Origin of the sequence: Dactylosporangium sp. NPDC049742 (assembly GCF_040674675.1) — a bacterium.
In the GTDB taxonomy this organism is placed as follows: domain Bacteria; phylum Actinomycetota; class Actinomycetes; order Mycobacteriales; family Micromonosporaceae; genus Dactylosporangium; species Dactylosporangium maewongense.
The window spans coordinates 1-17,016 of the sequence record NZ_JBFANF010000126.1; the positions used below are offsets into that span (position 1 = coordinate 1).

A 17,016-nucleotide genomic window follows, 5' to 3' on the forward strand; every position below is an offset into this window, starting at 1 on the left:
CCAGTCCGCCGGCGCATGCCTGGCCCCGGCCAACTTCCGGACCCTCCGCTCCTCCTCCGCATCCACGGGAGGACGGGCAGCCAAGAACATGGGCATGACACTCACCCCCGAACACCTCAACCCCGCCCTACAAACCCAACCTACCTCCGACTTAACGAACGTTGCACTAGGCACCCCGCCACCACAACCGCCAGCCGCCGCGCGGGCGCCCGCCCTGTCAGCGCGGCGCCCCAGGCAGCGCGGCGCATCCAGCCGTCCAGCTCCGGTAGCACGTCACACATGACAACGCAGCACGCCCTGCAGCGCAGCATCTCCCCTGCAGCGCGGCACGCCAGGCCTCGACGACCTTCAACACGCCCTCAGCATGCGCCCTACCCGCACTTCACACCTACCGCTGGCCTCCACCACCTCCACACCTCGCCGCAGACCTCCGCGTCGTTCACCGTCACGTCGAGGATCCCCACCACCTTCAGCACCCGGCCGACGCGATCGTTGTCCGAGCCGTACCCGCGCCCGACCGACCAGCCTGGGCACCCCGCCACCACAACCGCCAGCCGCCGCACGGACGCCCGCCCCGTCAGCGCGTCGCACATGACAACGCGGCACCCCGCAGCACAGCACCCCAGCAGCGCTGCATCTCCGGCAACGCAGCATCTCCCCAGCAGCACGGCACCTCAGGCAGCGTGGCGCGTCCGGGACGTGTGGCAGCACTTCGGGGTGTGAGCGGGAATCCCCATCGCCTCAACGTGGTGTGGGGGCGGGGGGTTCAGTTGTTGGGGGCCTCGGAGCTGATGTCGGCCAGGGTTGAGGTGGGGTCGCGGGCGATGGCGAGGTCGCCGAGGGAGATGATGCCGACGAGGGTGTCGCCGTCGAGGACTGGGAGGCGGCGGAGGGCGTTGGTGCGCATGAGTTCCGTGGCGGTGTCCACGTCGTCGTGTGGGGAGACGGCGACCAGGTCGGGGGCGACGACATCGCCGACGGCGGTGGTGGCTGGGTCGGCGCCGGTGGCGACCACGCGGACGGTGACGTCGCGGTCGGTCAGGACGCCGCGGATGCCGCTGGTGGCGGTGACGACGAGGGCGCCGATGTCAGCGTCGCGCATGAGTTCGGCGGCGGCGGTGATCGGGGCGTCTACGTCGATGGTGAGTGGTGCGCTGGTCATGATGTTCTTCACCTGCTGGGCCATGGCTGGACGACTACCCACTTCAGCTGGGCGCAACCAGCGGCGATCAGCGACCGTCCCAGCCCAGCATCCCGACCGCGACTGCAGGGGCCGGAGAACAGCTGACGGTGACCGCCCGCCGGGTGGTGCTCGTGCGGCGGGCGGTCAGGCCTGACAAAGGGCAGCGGGCAGTGGGTCAGTTGTCGCGCAGTGGGTCCAGGCCGCCGGTGAGGCTGGCGACGCCGCAGTTGGGGGCGGACCAGAAGCGGCTCGGGCGGCCGTCGACGTGGGTGTGGTCGTTGTGGTCGGGGTATCCGGGGCCGAGGATGCCGGCGAAGCCGTGGTTGCGGGCGGCCTGGGCGAGGGTGCACAGGGAGTGCGGGCCGGCGCCGAGGTCGGCGGCGTCGCCGTAGAGGTGGCGGCTGGAGGAGGCGCCGCCGACGGCGTTGTTGCACGCGGCGCTGCGGAAGCCGCTGGTGACGCGGATCGGCTGGTCGCCGAGGGCGTGTCGGAGGGCCTGGAGCTTCCACATCGTGACCAGGGCGTTGGCCTTGGCGGTCGCGGCGGAGACGTTGCCGCCGGCCCAGGTGCTGTTGCAGTTGTTCAGCTCGGCATAGCTGAAGCTCACGGGTGTGCAGTCGTCGTCCTGGAGGGCGTACAGCTTGGCGAACGTGGCGGGTCCGGCGATGCCGTCGGCGGTGAGGCCGTATGCTGCTTGGAACCGGGCCACCGCTGACTTCGTCGCGGGCCCGTAGACGCCGTCGAGTCCGAGGACCGCGCCCGAGCCGGGGTAACCGGCGACGCGGATCTGCAGCTGCCGGACCCCTTCTCCCGACGATCCCTGGGCCAGGGTGCCACTCCACGTGTAGCAGGCGTCCGCGTGTGCCGGCGCGGCCGTGACGATCAGCGCTCCGGCCGTCGAGAACACCATCAGCAGCGCCGCACTGAGCAGGCGCATCAGTCTTCGCATAGACGCATATAAGTGTATGAATGGAGTGAAGTCAATGGATGTCCGTCGGTACATTCTGACCGGGGCGCCGGGCGCCGGGAAGACCACCGTGGCGCTGGCGTTGCGCGCCCGGGGGCACCACGTCGTCGACGAGGCGGCGACCGACGTGATCGCCGCGTCACCGCATGAGCGGCCGCACGAACGCCACGAGGAGTTCCTCGACCTGGTCGTACACCTGCAGCGGCACCGGCAGGAGCAGGCCGGCGGCACACCGGTGCAGCTCTTCGACCGCTCGCCGCTGTGCACGCTCGCCCTCGCGAGGTATCTCGCGAGGTTCGCCGTCGTCGAGCCCACCCCGGCGCTCGTCGCGGAGGTGCGGCGGGTCCAGGAGCAGCAGGTGTACCAGCGACTGGTGTTCCTGATCCAGCCGATCGGGTTCGTGACCCCGACCGCGGCCAGGCGCATCACCTACCAGCAGTCGCTGGTCTTCGCCGGAATTCATGAGGAGGTGTACCTGGAGCACGGCTACGACCTGCTCGCGATCCCGCCCGGCACGGTGCAGGAGCGGGTCGCGATGATCGAGGAGCGGCTGCCATAGACACGGCGGAGGACCTGGACCAGTTCCACAGTGGACGAACCTGCCGGTGGTGGTGCCCAGGCTGAGCACAACCGGAAGACGAAGGCGCCACCGTGAGCCGAGGACCCGGAGACGGGGCGCTAGCCGGCGGCTGACAGGTCCGACGGAATCATGCTGTACATGACCAGGTCGTGCCGGCCGGAGCGGGAGACGGCGACGTTGCGCAGCACGCCCTCGGCACGGAAGCCGGCCCGCTCCGCGACGTGCCGGGACGCGGCGTTCGCCGGTGCCGCCTGCAGCGCGATGCGGTGGAAGCCCTGCTCGGTCAGTGCCCACCGGGCCACCGCCGCGGCCGCCTCGGCGGCGACGCCCCGGCCGCGCGCCCACGGCGCCGTCCAGTAGTGCATCTCCGCCGACATGGCCGTCCAGTCGGCACTGAACAGCGACACGTGCCCGACCAGCCGCCCGCCCTCGCGAGGCGCCACGGCGAAGCCGATGCCCTTGCCGACGCGGCGGCGCTCCTCGATGCCGCTCGTGCACCAGGCCAGCGCCGTGTCGAGATCCGCGTTGGCGTACCCGTAGCCGAGCGGCGCCGCGTCGACGAACCGGGCGTCGTGCCAGACGGCGTGGACGTCCTGCGCGTCGCCGGGCACGAACGGCCGCAGCAGCAGGCGCGGCGTGGTCAGCGTGACGGACGGCAGCACAGGCTCGCCGATCACGGCAGCGTCACGCTGTCGACGGGGTCGGCGGACGTCTCCCACCGCTGCCACCACAGCGCGTCGGGCAGCTCGCCGGACGCCTCGACGATGCGGTCCAGCAGGTCCACGCTCTCCTGCGACGCGTCGACCTTGGCGTCCTGGACGATCGCCGACAGCTCCCGCAGCCGCTCCCGCATCACCACCCCGACCAGGTCACGCCCGGCGGGTGTGAGCGCCAGCCACGTCGAGCGACGGTCGTCGACGCGGTGGAAGCGCCGCACGAGGTGCTTGCGTTCCAGCCGGTCGCACATGCGCGTCAGGGTCGACGGTGCCACGTCCAGCTCCCTGGCCAGGTCCGCGCTGCGCTGCGGGCCACCGGTCGCCAGCTCCACCAGCGTGCGGTACTGGGCCAACGTCACGTCCGAGTCCATCGCCGCCAGATTCCGATCCGCCAGTGCAACCATGCAACGGCTGACTGCCAGCAACGCACGAACCAACGCCTCGTTTCCCCCCGGGGTGGTCATCCGGACATCGTTGCATGGTGGATACGTCGTTCCGGGTGCACTATCGTGTGCTTTGATGGTTGCAGTACGGCAACATTCTAGAAGGAGGCAAATGAACGGCGACGGCACGCCGGAGCTGGCCCGCATCCTCATCGTCGAGGACGACGCCGGCGACGTCGCGTTCACGCTCGACGAGTTCCGCGAACACCGGCTCAGCAACGAGGTCACCGTGATCGGCGACGGCCTCGAGGCGATCGACTTCCTCGAGCACCGCGGCGCGTATGTGGACGCCGCGACGCCCGACATCGTCCTGCTCGACCTCAACCTCCCCGGCGTCGACGGCCGGGTCGTGCTCGACCGGATCCTCGGCAACCCCCGCCTCGCCGACCTGACCGTCGTGGTGCTCACCGGCTCGCCCGCGGAGGAGCAGATGCTGCGCGACTTCGGCGTCCCCAGCGAGCACTTCTTCCGCAAGCCCGTCGACTTCGCGCAGCTGGCGAAGCTCATCCACGGCATCGACCGCTACTACCTGGTGATCGGCCGCCTCACCGGTCAGTGATCAACGTGTGGTAGTCGGCGACGGTCAGCGGCCGATCCGTGAGCGCGCCGTCGGCGCCCGGCACCCTCAGCACCTGACCGTCCTGCAGGAAGCGGACCGTGTCCACGTCGGTGCGGGCGTCCAGGGTGCACACGATCTGCCCGATCGCGAGGATGTCGTCGGTACGGCCACCCACCTGCGGACGGAGCGTCACCTCCGCGGTCCCGGCGACCAGCCGCACCCCCGCGACGAGGTCCGTGCCGGTGAGCGCGCTGGTCAGCCCGGCGGCGTGCTCGGCCTCGGTCGGGCCGGCGGTCAGGTCGGCGAGCAGCGCCTCCACGTCGCCGATCGAGCCGACCCGCCGCTCCACCGCCACGAGCCGGTCGTCGCGGACCAGGTAGAGCCGCTCGACGACGGCCCCCACCGAGTTGCCCGCGGAGTTGCCCGGCGCCTGCGGCGGGTTGCCGATCACCAGTGACGGCTCGATCGGCCGTGGCGCGTGCTCGTTGGGGACCCCGCAGGCCTGCGCCGAGAGCGCGAGCAGGGTGGCGGCGACGAGAAGCGCGCGGCGTCTCACCGTACGACACCCGGCAGATCCACCCGGAAGCGCGCACCGCCGCCCGGACGGTCGAGCACCTCGACCCGCCCGCCGTGCGCGCTCGCGTGCTGCGCGACCAGCGAGAGACCCAGGCCGGTGCCGTCGCCGCCGCCGCGGGCGCCCGCCGACCGGCCGCGGACGAACCGGTCGAAGATCACCTCACGGTCGGCGGGACGGACGCCGGGGCCCTCGTCGTCGACCTCGACCCGGCCGGCCCCGGCGACGCAGGTGAGCCGGACGGCGACCGGCCCGCCGCCGTGCCGGACCGCGTTGTCCAGCAGGTTGGCCAGGATCTGCTCGAGGCGGCGCCGGTCGACCAGCCACTGCGGGGCGTCGTCGTCGCCGGGCGGCTCCACCAGGTCCGCCGGCAGGCCCTGCGCCTCGGCCACCCGCCGGGCGAGGGCGTGCGGGTCGACCGGGGCGCGCTGCGCCGGCTGGTCGCTGCGGGCCAGCTCGAGCAGGTCGTCGACGAGCGACTGGAACCGTTCGATCTCCTCGACGACGAGCCCGGCGGCGAGCGCGGTCCGCTCGTCGAGGTGCTCCCGCCGCCGGTGCAGGACGCTCGCCGACGCCGCGAGGGTCTGCAGCGGGGAGCGCAGCTCGTGGCTGACGTCGGCGGCGAACCGGCGGTCCCGCTCGTGCCGGCGGGCCAGCTGGTCGACCATGCCGTTGAACGACGCCGTCAGCCGCGCCAGGTCCGGCTCGGCGGCCGGGTCGAGGCGGGCGCTCAGGTCGCCGTCGGTGATGCCCTGCGCGGCGTCGGCGACCGAGCGCAGCGGCCGCAGCACGTACCGGGTCGCGTACCAGCCCAGGCCCGCGCCGGCCGCCGCGACCGCGGCCGCGACGAGCCCGAGCACCCAGGCGAGGGTCCGCAGCGTCTGGTCGAGCTCACGCAGGTAGTCGATCTCGAACAGCGCCGTCGTCGGCGACAGCGACACCCCGATGACCAGCGCCGGGACCCCGTCGACGCGGACCCACTGGGCGCCCTGGCCGCCCTGCTCGACGAGCCTTTGCAGCTCCGCCGGGACGGCGGCGGCGGCGCCCGGGTCGTTGTTTCGCGTGTACCAGCCGTCCGCGCGGCGCACCAGGGTGCGCCGGTTGCCGCCGGTGTCCAGCGACCTGAGGATGTCCAGGACGTCGGTGTCGTCGCGGAGGCTCGCGGTGATGATCCTCGCGTCGTACGCGGTGGCCCTGACCGTGGCTCGTTCCCGCCCGGCGAGCAGGGCGCTGCGGGTCAGCTCGTACGAGATGAACGCCATCGACGCGGACAGCGCCAGGGCCCCCGCGGCGAACCCCGCGATGACCCGTGTGCGCAGCCCGGCCCGCCTCATCGCTGCAGCTTGTAGCCCATGCCGCGGACCGTCACCAGGCGCCGGGGCGCCCGGGAGTCGTCCTCGATCTTCTGCCGCAGCCGGCCGACGTGCACGTCGACGAGGCGTTCGTCGCCGACGTCGTACTCCCACACCCGCTGCAGCAGCTGCTGGCGGGACAGGACCAGGCCGGGGTGCTCGGCGAGCTCGCACAGCAGCCGGAACTCGGTCCGCGTCAGCGCGACCGGCTCGCCCGCGACCCGCACCTCGCCCGCCTCGGGCAGGATCTCCAGGTCACCGAAGACGAGCGTCGACACGGCGGCCAGCACCGCCCGGCCGCGGCGGCGCAGGGCGCGCAGCCGGGCCGACAGCTCCTTCACCGCGACCGGCTTCACCAGGTAGTCGTCGGCGCCGGCCTCGAGCGCGGCCACGATGTCGTGGGTGTCGTCGCGGGCGCTGACCACCACGATCGGCACGTCGTCGTCGCGGCGCAGCTGGCGGATGCACTCGAAGCCGTCGACGCCGGGCAGCATCAGGTCGACCAGGACGGTGTCCGCGGGCTCGGCCCGCTGCGCGACGAGACCGTCCTCGGCGGTGGACACGCCCCGCACCGAGTAGCCCTCGTCCTCCAGCGCCAGCATCAGCGACAGCCGGATCCGATCGTCGTCCTCGATGACCAGTACGCCCGACACCACTGCATCATGCCAGGTCGGATGCGTTGTCATCGAACTGTCATACTTCCGCGGAACGCCCGCCACATGCGCGGCGGAGGCTCGTCGTATGCACACCGGCACTCCCTTGGTCGAGATCGTCGTCACCGAGGAGCTCGACGCCGCCTCGGAGCCACGGGTCCGGGCGCTGCTCGAGGACGCGCTGACCATGCACCCCGAGCAGCTCGTCCTCGACCTGTCCGGCTGCCCGTTCATCGACGCGACCGCGATCGGCATGCTGCTGGACGTCCACCGGCAGGTCTGGACCTCGGGTGGCAGACTCACCTTGCGCGCCCCGTCACCCCGCGTCAGGAGAACGTTGCAAATCGCGCACGTAAATCACGTGTTACGAATGGTCCCCGAGGACGACGGACACGACATGATGACGGAGACCAGAGCGGCCTCTTGAGAGGAGCGGCGACCGTGACCGCGGCGACGACACCTGACGGCACCGACTTCACGTTGATCTGCGACGCCTGTGGCCAGAGCGTCACCGGGCTGGGCGCGACGATGCACAACTGGGATCTCGTCTGGAGCCTGTTCCGCCGGCACGGCTGGACCGGCGCGCGGCTCGCGACCGGCCCGCACAGCTGCGGGCGCTGCTCCCGGGTGCCCCTCGCGTCCGCGGACGCCGACCCGGTCGGCTGGCTCGCCGGCGACGCACCGCCCTCGGAGGCGGTCGTCAAGGCGGCACCCGCCCCTGAGGTAGTCACCGACGCCCGGGTGGACGCGGCGGTGGTCGACGAGGCACTGGTGGTGTCGCTCAACGGCGACCTGGACATCGAGGTCGGGCCGGCGCTGCGCGACGCGCTGTCGCCCGCCGGCTACCGGCCCGGGCACCTGGTCCTCGACCTGAGCCGGGTCACCACCCTCGACTCGTCGGTGCTGGGGCTGCTCGTCGCCGCCCGGCACCGGGCCGCGCAGGCCGGCGGCCACACGTGCCTGGTGGGGATCGCGCCGTTCATGCGCCGGATGATGCACACCCTGTGCCTGCTGCACCTGTTCGTCGTGCTGCCCGACCGGGACGCCGCGCTGAGCTGGCTGCGCGGCGACGACACGGAGCTGCCCCGGCAGCGTGACCTGCGGGGTGAGACGACGCCGGCCTGAGCCGTGACAAACGCTGCATCGAACTATAGAAATGTCAGGATGAACGAAAGTTCCTGACATCTCGGAGGGAAGTGCAGCATGCCCAGCTCCTCTGTCAGCCGGCGCGGTCTCCTCGGCGCGGCCGCTCTCGGTGGCGCCTCGCTGTTGGGGGCCCCGGCCGCGAGCGCCGCGCCCGCGCACCGCCAGTCGCGGGTGCCGCTCGACCGGATCAGCGTGCAGCTCTACACGCTGCGCGACCAGCTCGGCCTGGACCTCGCCGCGAGCCTCGCCGAGCTGCGCGCCATCGGGTACACCCGGGTCGAGCACGCCGGGTTCGTCGGCCGGACCGCCGCCCAGTTCCGCGCCGCCCTGGACACCGCCGGCCTGAAGGCCACCTCGGGGCACGTCGCCATCCCGCAGCCGTGGGACGCGACCGCGTGGCAGCGGGCCCTCGACGACGCCAACATCGTCGGCAACCGCTTCATCGTCCACCCGTTCTTCGGCATCGACCCCGCCACCGGCCAGCCGATCCGCGACGGCGCGAAGTATCACGCGCTCGCCCGCGACCTCAACCGCGCGGGCGCCCTGGCCAGGCGGGCCGGCCTCGACTTCGGGTACCACAACCACCAGCTGGAGTTCGTCCGCCAGGACGGAGGGTCCCGCACCGGGTACGACATCCTCACCGCCGAGACCGATCCCGACCTCGTCCACCTGGAGGTCGACCTCTTCTGGGCGTGGCGGGGCGCCGCCGACCCGGTCGACCTCGTCCAGCGGCACCGCGGCCGGATCCGTCAGGTGCACGTGAAGGACATGGACACCGCGGCGGCGTTCACCGATCCGGGCGTCGGCCTCATCGACTTCGGCCGGATCTTCGAGCACGCCCGTGAGGCCGGTCTGGTGGAGTACATCGTGGAGCGCGACAACGCCGGGACGCCGCCGCGCACGCCGGCCGACGCGCTGACCACCGCGCGGAACGGCTTCAAGTTCCTGGCCGACCTGCGCTTCTGACTCACCACTCGTGGGGCAGGCTGTAGCGCCAGGCCACCGCGATGAACGCGCCCGCCGGGGTCCGGTAGGACCGCCACGCCCCCTCATCGGACCTCGGCAGGTCGCGGCGGACCCTTCTGGCCTTCGCGCCCGTCAGCTTCGTCTCGCGGTAGGGCCGGTCGTGCCGCACGTCGGGCACCGGCACGCTCGCGGGCCACGGCTCGGGGTCGTCGGGCTCGCCGTCGTCAGGCTCGCCGTCGTCAGGCTCGGCGTCATCGGGCTCGGCGTCATCGGGCTCGGCGTCATCGGGCTCGGCGTCATCGGGCTCGGCGTCATCGGGCTCGGCGTCGAGGTGCACGGCGACCAGCAGCAGCGCGTCGGCGGCCCACGGCGTGCCGTCCGCTCGCACCCGTCGCCGGAGGACCTGCACGTGGTCGTACAACTCGTGCAGCGCGGCAGGAAACGCATGCTGCGGATCGCCGTCGCCCCACCCGTCGAGATGCGCGGTCAGGTAGTGGCCGTCGGCCGTCCGGACGCGCACCCGCTCCGACGGGGCGTCCTCCGACGGTTCGAAACCGGGCCGGCGGCGCAGGTCCGCCCGTTTGCCGAGGACCTGGACCGCGTGGGTCCGCAGCGCCTCCGCCTCCCCGGCCGGTAGGTACTGGTGCGCGGCCGCGTCGGCGTAGGCCTCGCCGTCGCCGTAGACGGCCAGCGGTGGGGGGACCATCACGCCGACGCCGGGCGGGAAGAACCCGCGCTGCTTCTCCCACTCGAACATCGGCCACTGCACGACCGCCTGCGCTGCTCTTCCACCCGGCCTTTCGCCCAGGAACGTGCCGGCGAAGGCCCCACCGGCCACGAGGAGTGCTCTGCGTTTCACGCTGCCGAGCCTAGGGGCTACTTTTCCGATTTTTCGCTCATGTACTTATTTGCCCTGGCGCTCTGGGGCTATATAGAAAAACGGCTGAGGGCTATGTAGAGTCGGTGCATGGCGTCGGAGGTTCGAATGACCGCGGCGGTGGCGAAGGTGGTGTCCGCCTTCCTCGCCGATCCCGCCGTGGATCGATATGGCCTGGATCTGATGCGGGCGACCGGCCATCCGAGCGGCACGCTGTATCCGATCCTGCTGCGCCTGCAGCGGGCCGGCTGGGTCGACGCGCACTGGGAGGACATCGACCCGGCGGTCGCCGGCCGCCCCGCCCGCCGCTATTACCGGCTGACTCCCGACGGCGTCGTCGCCGCCCGGACCGCGGTGGCGGAGCTCTATGCCAGGCTGGCGCCCGTCGTCGCGCCGCGGACCACCGAGGGGCTGGCATGACCGCGCTCGACCGCCTCGCCGAGGCCCTGCTGCGGCTGGCGGCCCGGCGGTGGCCCGCCTCGGTCCGCGAGGTGCAGCTGCAGGAGTGGTCCGCCGAGCTGCACGCGCTGCGCACCGAGCCCGGCGCGGGTGCCGGGCGGAGGGCGTTCGGGCAGCTGCGGTTCGCGTTCAGCCTCGCCGCCGCCGCGCCCGTCGACGACGAGGACGGGGTGCCCCGCGGCTGGCGCGACGCCCTGCCGGCGGCCGGCCGGGCCCTGCAGCCGTTCGCCGTGCTGGTGTTCTTCGGCCTGATCGCGATCGGCCCCGCCGCCGGCGTCCTCCGCGCCGTCAACGAATGGCTCCTCGGCCTGGCCGGCGTGAAGATCGGCTGGCCCTCGGGCGCCACGATCACCGCGCTGACGTCGGTGCCCGCGCTGCTCGTCCTCACCACCGTCGCGTGGTGGCTCGGCCGCCGCATGCCGCTGGGCCTGCCCGGCCTCGGCCGGGCCGGCTCCGCCGCCGCGGCGCCGCTGCCCCTGGCGCTGGCGTTCGCGGTGCTCGTCGTGGGCACCCAGAGCTCGATCGGCATCGCCGGCGAGACGTTCGCCGTCTGCCTGGTCGTCGGCGCGCCGGTCTGGGCGGCGCTCACCGCGGCGCTGGCGACGGCGGTCGCCCGGCTCGCGTCCACGCGCCGTCGCTGGTGGCCGGTCGCCGCGCTGCTCGCCCTCGTGGGGACGCCGCTGGTCGTGGAGCTGGCGGTGACCGCCGCCGTCCTGCCGACGATCGCCGCCTCCGGCGCTGGCCTGTCGGCCGCCTTCGCCTGGGCGCCCGACCTCGTCTCCGGCGCCGTCCTGGGCGGCGGCGCCGACTCGTGGCACCAGTCCCCCGAGGCCATCAGCCTGTTCAACGCCACCAGTGCATATCCGGTGCACCTGCTCATCCTCACCGGCGTCGCCCTCGGCTACGGTGTGGGCGCGGCCCACCCCCGCCCGCCGAGGCCGGCGCCGATCCCGGTGCCCGCCGCCGCCCCGATGCGCCTGCGCCCGTCCACCGTCACGGCCGGCGTGGTGGCGCTGCTCGCGGGCCTGTTCTCGTGGGCCTACACGCTGGCCGTCCTGACCCCCGCCATGCCCAGGGTCGGCGAGACCGCTCCCATGCCGGGCGGCGACGGCGAGCTGTACATGTGGGTCGCCGAGCTGCGCTGGGGCGGCGTGACCCTCGCCGCCCTCGGCCTGCTGCTCGCCACCGCGGACCGCCGGGCCTGCCCGCTCGCCGCCGCCGCGCAGACCGTCGCGCTGCTGGTCACCGACGGCGTCCTCGCCCGGACCGAGGCCCCCTCCCTGCGCACCGCCCTGACCGCGGGCGCGATCACCGCCACCGTCACCTGGGCCGTCGCCGGCCCCACCCTCGGCAGGGACGGCCTGGCCGCCCGCCGCCGCCTCGCCTGGACGGCGGTCATCGCCGCCTGCTGCGGGCCGATCATGTTGGGCCAGGGCACCCCGGCGGTCAACCACCCGTTCCTGCCCACCGGTCTGTCCGTCACGACCGCGCTCGTGGCCGCGGGCCTCGCCCTCGTCGCCGCCCGGGCCGCCGCCGCGGCCCGCCCCGTTCCCCTGTCCCCGGCCTGGTCCGCCGCCGTGACCGCCGCCCCGGTGCTGCTCCTCAGCGCCCTGGGCCTCACCACCGGCGCCGGCGCGCCGAGCGACATCACGATCACCGGCCTGCTCCTGTCCGCCCCGATGCTGCTCACGGTCATCGCCGTCATGCGCACCCGCGGCCCCGCCGGCGGCTGGGCCAGACCAACCCTCTGGACCGTCCTCGCCCTCACCAGCCCCGTGCTGAGCTTCCTGCTCGTCGCCGCGTCCCTGATGCTGTCGATGTTCGCCGCCAACGTCCTGTTCACCGTCGCCGGCAGCAGCTGGGCCGCCGACGGCATGTCCCTCCTCCCCGGCGCCGTCATCCTCACCCTCACCATCGGCGTCCTCACCGCCAGGAAGCTGATCCGCGCCCCGGAGCCACCTCCCGGCCATCCCGCCCCGCCTGACCCGCACCCCACCCCGCCGCCCAGCCAGCCAGCGGTACCGCCCCACTCCCCAGCCCTCCACGCGCCAGCCCTCAACCGGCCGTCCCCACAACCGCCGGCCCTCCACCCAGCCCCACCAGCCGGCCAACCAGCCGCCCGGATCTGACCACCAGCACCCAGCACCGCCACGCCACCCGGGCCACCAACCGCCCGCTCTGGCCCCACCCACTGACCTTTCACCCGCCGGCCCTCCACCCGACTGTCGCTCCAACCGGCCAACCAACCGACCGGCTCACCACCACGCCACGACCTTGGCCAACAACCGCTCGCTCGGCCCCCACCCACCGACACTCCGCCCGGCAGCACCCCCACCCGTTGGACCTCAACCCGTTGGACCTCGACCCGCCGGCCCTTCACCGGTCGTCGCTCCAACGCCCGCCAGCCGGCCAACCAGCCGCGCGGATCTGACCGCCAGCACCCAGCATCGTCACGCCACCCGGGCCAGCAACCGCCCGCCCTGCCCCACCCGCTGACCTTTCACCCGCCGGCCCTCCACCCGACAGTCGCTCCAACCGGCCAACCAACCGACCGGCTCCAATCACCAGCGCCCCCACCACGACCTGGGCCAGCAACCGCCCCGCTCGCCCTCACCCAAACTCCGCCCGCCAGCACCCACCCTTTGGGCCTCGACCCGCCGGCTCTTCACCGGCCGTCTCTCCATGGGCCCCGCCAGCCGGCCAACCAGCCGCACGAGCCTGACCGCCAGCACCCAGCACGCCATGCCAGCTCGGCCAGCAACCGCCGTTGCCGCCTTCACCACCGGTCCCGCCGGCTTGCCGCCCAGCCGCACGGAAGCAGCTGCTGAAGCCCGAACTCGCCCCGCCTCGCCTCGCCAGCCGGGCAACCACCTGCCGTCACTCCGCCCGCCATCTCTGCAACCGGACCTGCCATCGGCCAACCGGGCGCGCGGCGCTGACCACCAGCACCCCGACACGTCCCGCCATCTGGGCCGGCAACCGCCCTCGCCGCCCAACCCGCCGACCCTCCAGCAGCCAACACTCCAACCACGGGCGCCTCGATCGACAGTCCAACCGGCTGCCCACCCAGCCACACGGAGGCAGCCGCTGGATCCGTACTCGCCTCGCCAGCTGGGCAACCACCTGCCGCCGCTCCACCGACCACCTCTGCAACTGGGCCCAGCCGGCCGATCAGCCGCACGGCTCTGGCCGCCAGCACCCAGTGCGCCACGCCAGGTGGGCCAACAACCGCCTTCGCCGCCCTACCCACCGGCCCTCCAGCAGCCAACGCTCCGATCACGGGCGTTTCCGAAGACCGGCGATTCAATCGGCCCGCCGGCTGGCCACCCGGCTGCGGAGTAGCTGCTGGAGTCCGGACTCGACTCGCCAGCTGACAACCACCCGCACCACTTCGGCACCGGCACTCCACCCCACCAGCGCTCCGCATCGCCGCGGCGGCCGGGGCAGACGCACGCACCGCTGCAGCCGTCGACGCTCCACCCAGTCCTGCCTGCCCGGCGACCAGCAGCGCCGCCCGATCCGCCTGCTGGCTCCGCACCGCAACGCTTGCCATCTCCGGTCAGCCGCACCGATCGGTGTGGTGGCTGCCAGTTGATCCAAGGACGGATCCGGTCGTGGGGGTGGCCAGATCCGTCCTTGGATCAATGCCGGAGCGTTGTGGTCCGACGGTGTATCCGAGCCGCCTGGGGTCAGGCGGCGGGGCGAGGTGGGGGCGGGGCCGCGGTGGTCAGGTGGGTGGTTGGAGGAGGGGGATTGCGGACTCCTCGATGGTGCGGGCCTGGTCGAGGAGGTCGGCCAGGGTGGCGAAGACGGTGGTGGGGTCGGTGGTTGTGGGGTGGTGGGCGGTGGTGGCCATCGCTGACCAGACCGCGGCGGAGGAGCGGAAGGCCGATGCCGCGGCGGTGAGGTGGGGGTTGCCGGTCAGGGTGGCGGCCTCGTCGAGGAACTCGGCGTAGAGCGGGCGGGTGGCGGCGGGGGCGGTGTACTGCTCCTCCAGGCACTCGTGGAGGCGACGGAGCGCGAACGTCAAGGCGGCGGGTGCGGCGAAGCGGCGGGGGAAGCCGGTCTTCGTGCGGGTGTCGCGGAGCTGGGACGCCAGGCGGGTCATGCCGGTGAAGCCGAAGTTGGTGTCGAAGGCGTTGCCGAGGACGGGGCCGGTGAGGTGGGCGGTGGTTTCGGCGAGGGCGGCGGGGATCGCGGCGGGGAGGGGGACGGTGGGGGTGCCGGTGACGACGAGGCGGTGGTGGCGGCCCTTGCGGTGGGCGGACCAGGCCTCCATGAAGGCGTCCACCGGCAGCTGGTGCGGGGCGGTGTCGTGGACGGTGAAGCCGCCGGGGTGTTCGTCCAGGACGAGGATGCCGTGGGGGTCCGCGTCGATGGGGACGGTGACGGTACGCCATGGCAGCCGGCTCGCGGCGACAGTGCAGTACACCGGACACCCGGCGGCAAGGGAGAGCCGCAGCGCCTTGAGGGCGGCCGCCGGGGCGGTGCTGTGTGACTCGGTGAACGGGACGCCGAGGCGGGTCAGCACCGTGGGGGTCCAGGGGGCGGGGTGGTGCTGGGCGACGATGGTGAGCATCGGGGGCATGCCGCGGTAGTCGAAGACGGCGGCCATGAAGCCGATGCCGCCGCCGAGGCCGCAGATCATCGGCTCGCTGAGGTCGGTGCCGGCGGCGTGCAGGAGGCGGCGGACTAGGTCACTGGGCTGATGTTGCGGGGGGCGGGCGGCAACGCGGGCGGCGACGACGTGCCTGCGGGCGGTGGTGTAGGACTCCCCGGTGCGCGTGCTGCGCTCACGGACGAGTCGCTTGAGATGCTTGTGGTCGGTCATCACGGCTGCCTCACCGACGGTCGGGCCGCTTTCGCATGCCCACGCGGCGAAGTCGGCGACCGTCGTGCGGGACCGGTCCTCAACAAGACGAGCGACGACCGCGATGGCAACGGACCACCTTCTCCCCCGCGCGGCCGGCGGGCGTGGGCCACCGGTCAGAGGGTACGGCGCGCGGACGGCGCCACCAGGCATCGTATCCCACCCCGTGCTTGACTGGAGCCATGGCGGGCGAGCGGCGGTTCGTGGTGCAGCGGCACCGCGCGACGCGGCTGCACTACGACTTCCGGCTGGAGATCGACGGGGCGCTCGCCAGCTGGGCGGTGCCGAAGGGGCCGACGCTCGACCCGAAGGTGCGGCGGGCCGCGTTCCACGTCGAGGACCACCCGATGGACTACGTCGACTTCGAAGGGGTCATCCCCGCCGGCGGGTACGGTGGCGGCGACGTCATCGTGTGGGACGCCGGGACGTGGGAGCCGTACAAGGACCCGGACCCGGCCGCCGCGGTGGCCGCCGGCCAGTTGCACGCGCGGCTGCACGGCGAGAAGCTGCGCGGGGCGTTCGTCCTGATCCGGACGGGGCGGCAGTCGAACGGCAAGGACGACTGGCTGCTGCTGCACAAGCGCGACGAGCACGCGGTCGACGGCTGGGACCCGGAGGACCATCCGCGCTCCGTCCTCAGTGGACGGACGAGCGAAGAGGTGCTCGCCGACCCCGACCGGCTGTGGGACCCGCACACCGGCGCCCGGGCGCTGCGGGCGAGCGAGCCGGAGCTGCGGGCGCTCGACCGGCTGCGCGACGGCGGCGACTGGCACGTGTTCGGGCGCGCGGTGCGCGTCGGCGATCCGGACAGGGTCCGGTTCCCACCCTCACGGGCCGGGGAGGCGCCGGTCACGAGGCGGGAGCTGCTGCGGTACGTCACCCGGACGGCGCCGACGCTTCTCCCCCACCTCGCCGGCCGGACGCTCGCCCTGCGCCGCTACCCGGACGGTGCCGGCGGCCGCGCGACCTGGCAGCGCCGGCCGCCGCGGCACGCGCCGCCGTGGCTGACCGCCCTGAACGCGGACGAGCCGGCCGCGGTGGTGTGGGCGGCCGCCGCCGGCGCCCTCGAATGGCACGTCGACACGACGGGCCTGGCCGTGATCGACCTGGGCGCCGGCAACGCGTGGGCGGATCAGGTGGCGCTCGCCCGCCTGTACCGGACGGCGTTCGACCACCTGAAGGTCTCCGCCGGCGTGAAGGTCGGGCCCGGCATCGAGCTGTGGGTGCCGGCGGCCGGCGACGCCACCGCCTGGGTCGAGTCGCTCGCGCGCTCCATCGCGGCGGTGGCGCCCGGCCTCGGGCACCACGGCGTGGCGGGCGGGCCGGCGGCGGTCGCGCCGTACAGCCCGCTCGCCGCGCCGGGCGGGCCGGTGTCGGCGCCGATCGGCTGGGACGAGCTCGATGACCCGGCGCTGACCCCGGCGGCGTTCACGGTCCGCACGGTCGCGGACCGCGTCGCCGAGCGCGGCGACCTGTTCGCGGCCGCCCTCGCTCCACCCCGCGCCCTGCCACCGCTGGTGTGACGTCCCGCCCGTCGCCGGGCAGCAGGGCGAGCGCGCCACGCGCCACCGCCAGACGCGCCACCGCCAGACGCGCCACCGCCAGACGCGCCACCGCCAGACGCGCCACCGCCAGACGAGCCACCGCCAGACGAGCCACCGCCGGACGGGC

The 17,016-nt window shown here is 73.5% G+C and carries 17 protein-coding genes; 8 read left to right on the forward strand and 9 right to left on the reverse strand.

Translation table 11 applies throughout. The features are described from left to right. Nucleotides 1–766 precede the first annotated feature (766 nt). Together AB0J72_RS57785 and AB0J72_RS57790 are read right to left on the reverse strand one after the other, a co-directional pair. Entirely contained in the window at nt 767–1,162 is a 396-nt protein-coding gene (locus AB0J72_RS57785) for a CBS domain-containing protein (RefSeq protein ID WP_363417431.1), read from the reverse strand. Between the two features lie 196 nt (nt 1,163–1,358). Continuing rightward, nucleotides 1,359–2,120 (reverse strand): D-Ala-D-Ala carboxypeptidase family metallohydrolase, encoded by a 762-nt coding sequence (locus AB0J72_RS57790; protein ID WP_363417434.1) that lies wholly within the window; start codon nt 2,118–2,120, stop codon nt 1,359–1,361. A 46-nt stretch (nt 2,121–2,166) separates the two neighbouring features. Here AB0J72_RS57790 and AB0J72_RS57795 point away from each other — a divergent pair, with 46 nt between their 5' ends. After that, nucleotides 2,167–2,709 (forward strand): AAA family ATPase, encoded by a 543-nt coding sequence (locus tag AB0J72_RS57795; RefSeq protein ID WP_363417437.1) that lies wholly within the window; start codon nt 2,167–2,169, stop codon nt 2,707–2,709. A 119-nt stretch (nt 2,710–2,828) separates the two neighbouring features. Here AB0J72_RS57795 and AB0J72_RS57800 read toward each other — a convergent pair whose 3' ends face one another. After that, nucleotides 2,829–3,407: a GNAT family protein gene (locus AB0J72_RS57800; protein ID WP_363417440.1), complete on the reverse strand. Its 579-nt coding sequence runs from the start codon at nt 3,405–3,407 to the stop codon at nt 2,829–2,831. Beyond that, nucleotides 3,404–3,805 (reverse strand): MarR family transcriptional regulator, encoded by a 402-nt coding sequence (locus AB0J72_RS57805; protein ID WP_363417443.1) that lies wholly within the window; start codon nt 3,803–3,805, stop codon nt 3,404–3,406. The genes AB0J72_RS57800 and AB0J72_RS57805 overlap by 4 nt, the downstream gene beginning before the upstream one ends. Nucleotides 3,806–4,001: 196 nt before the next feature. Here AB0J72_RS57805 and AB0J72_RS57810 point away from each other — a divergent pair, with 196 nt between their 5' ends. Beyond that, the gene (locus AB0J72_RS57810) at nt 4,002–4,448 is read left to right on the forward strand and encodes a response regulator (RefSeq protein ID WP_363417446.1); all 447 of its coding nucleotides are present in this window, start codon (nt 4,002–4,004) and stop codon (nt 4,446–4,448) included. Here AB0J72_RS57810 and AB0J72_RS57815 read toward each other — a convergent pair. From AB0J72_RS57815 to AB0J72_RS57825, 3 genes are read right to left on the reverse strand one after another with little or no spacing between them, the layout of a single operon-like run. Then, nucleotides 4,435–5,004 carry a GerMN domain-containing protein gene (locus tag AB0J72_RS57815; RefSeq protein WP_363417450.1) on the reverse strand — a complete coding sequence of 190 codons (570 nt, stop codon included), beginning with the start codon at nt 5,002–5,004 and terminating at the stop codon, nt 4,435–4,437. The two genes, AB0J72_RS57810 and AB0J72_RS57815, sit on opposite strands and share 14 nt — an antisense overlap. Then, complete coding sequence (locus AB0J72_RS57820) at nt 5,001–6,356, reverse strand: HAMP domain-containing sensor histidine kinase (RefSeq protein ID WP_363417453.1); 1,356 nt, start codon at nt 6,354–6,356, stop codon at nt 5,001–5,003. The genes AB0J72_RS57815 and AB0J72_RS57820 overlap by 4 nt, the downstream gene beginning before the upstream one ends. After that, on the reverse strand, nt 6,353–7,027 hold the full coding sequence (locus AB0J72_RS57825) for a response regulator transcription factor (protein WP_363417456.1): 675 nt from the start codon (nt 7,025–7,027) through the stop codon (nt 6,353–6,355). The genes AB0J72_RS57820 and AB0J72_RS57825 overlap by 4 nt, the downstream gene beginning before the upstream one ends. Before the next feature lie 88 nt (nt 7,028–7,115). Here AB0J72_RS57825 and AB0J72_RS57830 point away from each other — a divergent pair, with 88 nt between their 5' ends. From AB0J72_RS57830 to AB0J72_RS57840, 3 genes are all read left to right on the forward strand, one after another. Continuing rightward, nucleotides 7,116–7,454: an STAS domain-containing protein gene (locus AB0J72_RS57830; protein ID WP_363417459.1), complete on the forward strand. Its 339-nt coding sequence runs from the start codon at nt 7,116–7,118 to the stop codon at nt 7,452–7,454. Nucleotides 7,455–7,468: 14 nt separating this feature from the next. After that, nucleotides 7,469–8,152 carry an STAS domain-containing protein gene (locus AB0J72_RS57835; protein ID WP_363417462.1) on the forward strand — a complete coding sequence of 228 codons (684 nt, stop codon included), beginning with the start codon at nt 7,469–7,471 and terminating at the stop codon, nt 8,150–8,152. A 78-nt stretch (nt 8,153–8,230) separates the two neighbouring features. Then, nucleotides 8,231–9,139, forward strand: coding sequence for a sugar phosphate isomerase/epimerase (locus AB0J72_RS57840; RefSeq protein WP_363417465.1), 909 nt, complete (start codon nt 8,231–8,233; stop codon nt 9,137–9,139). A 1-nt stretch (nt 9,140) separates the two neighbouring features. Here the strand turns inward: AB0J72_RS57840 and AB0J72_RS57845 are convergent, their stop codons facing one another. Further along, nucleotides 9,141–9,998, reverse strand: a complete 858-nt coding sequence (locus AB0J72_RS57845; RefSeq protein WP_363417467.1) for a hypothetical protein — start codon at nt 9,996–9,998, stop codon at nt 9,141–9,143. Nucleotides 9,999–10,106: 108 nt separating this feature from the next. On the opposite strand from AB0J72_RS57845, the gene AB0J72_RS57850 reads away from it, so the two are divergent. Further along, nucleotides 10,107–10,436 carry a PadR family transcriptional regulator gene (locus AB0J72_RS57850; protein ID WP_363417470.1) on the forward strand — a complete coding sequence of 110 codons (330 nt, stop codon included), beginning with the start codon at nt 10,107–10,109 and terminating at the stop codon, nt 10,434–10,436. Beyond that, nucleotides 10,433–12,604 (forward strand): hypothetical protein, encoded by a 2,172-nt coding sequence (locus tag AB0J72_RS57855; protein WP_363417473.1) that lies wholly within the window; start codon nt 10,433–10,435, stop codon nt 12,602–12,604. Before AB0J72_RS57850 ends, AB0J72_RS57855 begins: the two co-directional genes overlap by 4 nt. Before the next feature lie 1,598 nt (nt 12,605–14,202). Here AB0J72_RS57855 and AB0J72_RS57860 read toward each other — a convergent pair. Then, nucleotides 14,203–15,306, reverse strand: a complete 1,104-nt coding sequence (locus tag AB0J72_RS57860) for a DUF4872 domain-containing protein (protein WP_363417476.1) — start codon at nt 15,304–15,306, stop codon at nt 14,203–14,205. A gap of 35 nt (nt 15,307–15,341) precedes the next feature. On the opposite strand from AB0J72_RS57860, the gene AB0J72_RS57865 reads away from it, so the two are divergent. Continuing rightward, on the forward strand, nt 15,342–16,868 hold the full coding sequence (locus AB0J72_RS57865; protein WP_363417479.1) for a DNA polymerase ligase N-terminal domain-containing protein: 1,527 nt from the start codon (nt 15,342–15,344) through the stop codon (nt 16,866–16,868). Nucleotides 16,869–17,016 lie beyond the last annotated feature (148 nt).

Coding starts and splice junctions, on each gene's coding strand:
- AB0J72_RS57865 (WP_363417479.1), top strand. CDS start 15,342: ATGCCCACGCGGCGAAGTCGGCGACCGTCGTGCGGGACCGGTCCTCAA.
- AB0J72_RS57795 (WP_363417437.1), top strand. CDS start 2,167: ATGGATGTCCGTCGGTACATTCTGACCGGGGCGCCGGGCGCCGGGAAG.
- AB0J72_RS57810 (WP_363417446.1), top strand. CDS start 4,002: ATGAACGGCGACGGCACGCCGGAGCTGGCCCGCATCCTCATCGTCGAG.
- AB0J72_RS57790 (WP_363417434.1), bottom strand. CDS start 2,120: ATGCGCCTGCTCAGTGCGGCGCTGCTGATGGTGTTCTCGACGGCCGGA.
- AB0J72_RS57855 (WP_363417473.1), top strand. CDS start 10,433: ATGACCGCGCTCGACCGCCTCGCCGAGGCCCTGCTGCGGCTGGCGGCC.
- AB0J72_RS57840 (WP_363417465.1), top strand. CDS start 8,231: ATGCCCAGCTCCTCTGTCAGCCGGCGCGGTCTCCTCGGCGCGGCCGCT.
- AB0J72_RS57785 (WP_363417431.1), bottom strand. CDS start 1,162: ATGACCAGCGCACCACTCACCATCGACGTAGACGCCCCGATCACCGCC.
- AB0J72_RS57820 (WP_363417453.1), bottom strand. CDS start 6,356: ATGAGGCGGGCCGGGCTGCGCACACGGGTCATCGCGGGGTTCGCCGCG.
- AB0J72_RS57830 (WP_363417459.1), top strand. CDS start 7,116: ATGCACACCGGCACTCCCTTGGTCGAGATCGTCGTCACCGAGGAGCTC.
- AB0J72_RS57860 (WP_363417476.1), bottom strand. CDS start 15,306: ATGACCGACCACAAGCATCTCAAGCGACTCGTCCGTGAGCGCAGCACG.
- AB0J72_RS57850 (WP_363417470.1), top strand. CDS start 10,107: ATGGCGTCGGAGGTTCGAATGACCGCGGCGGTGGCGAAGGTGGTGTCC.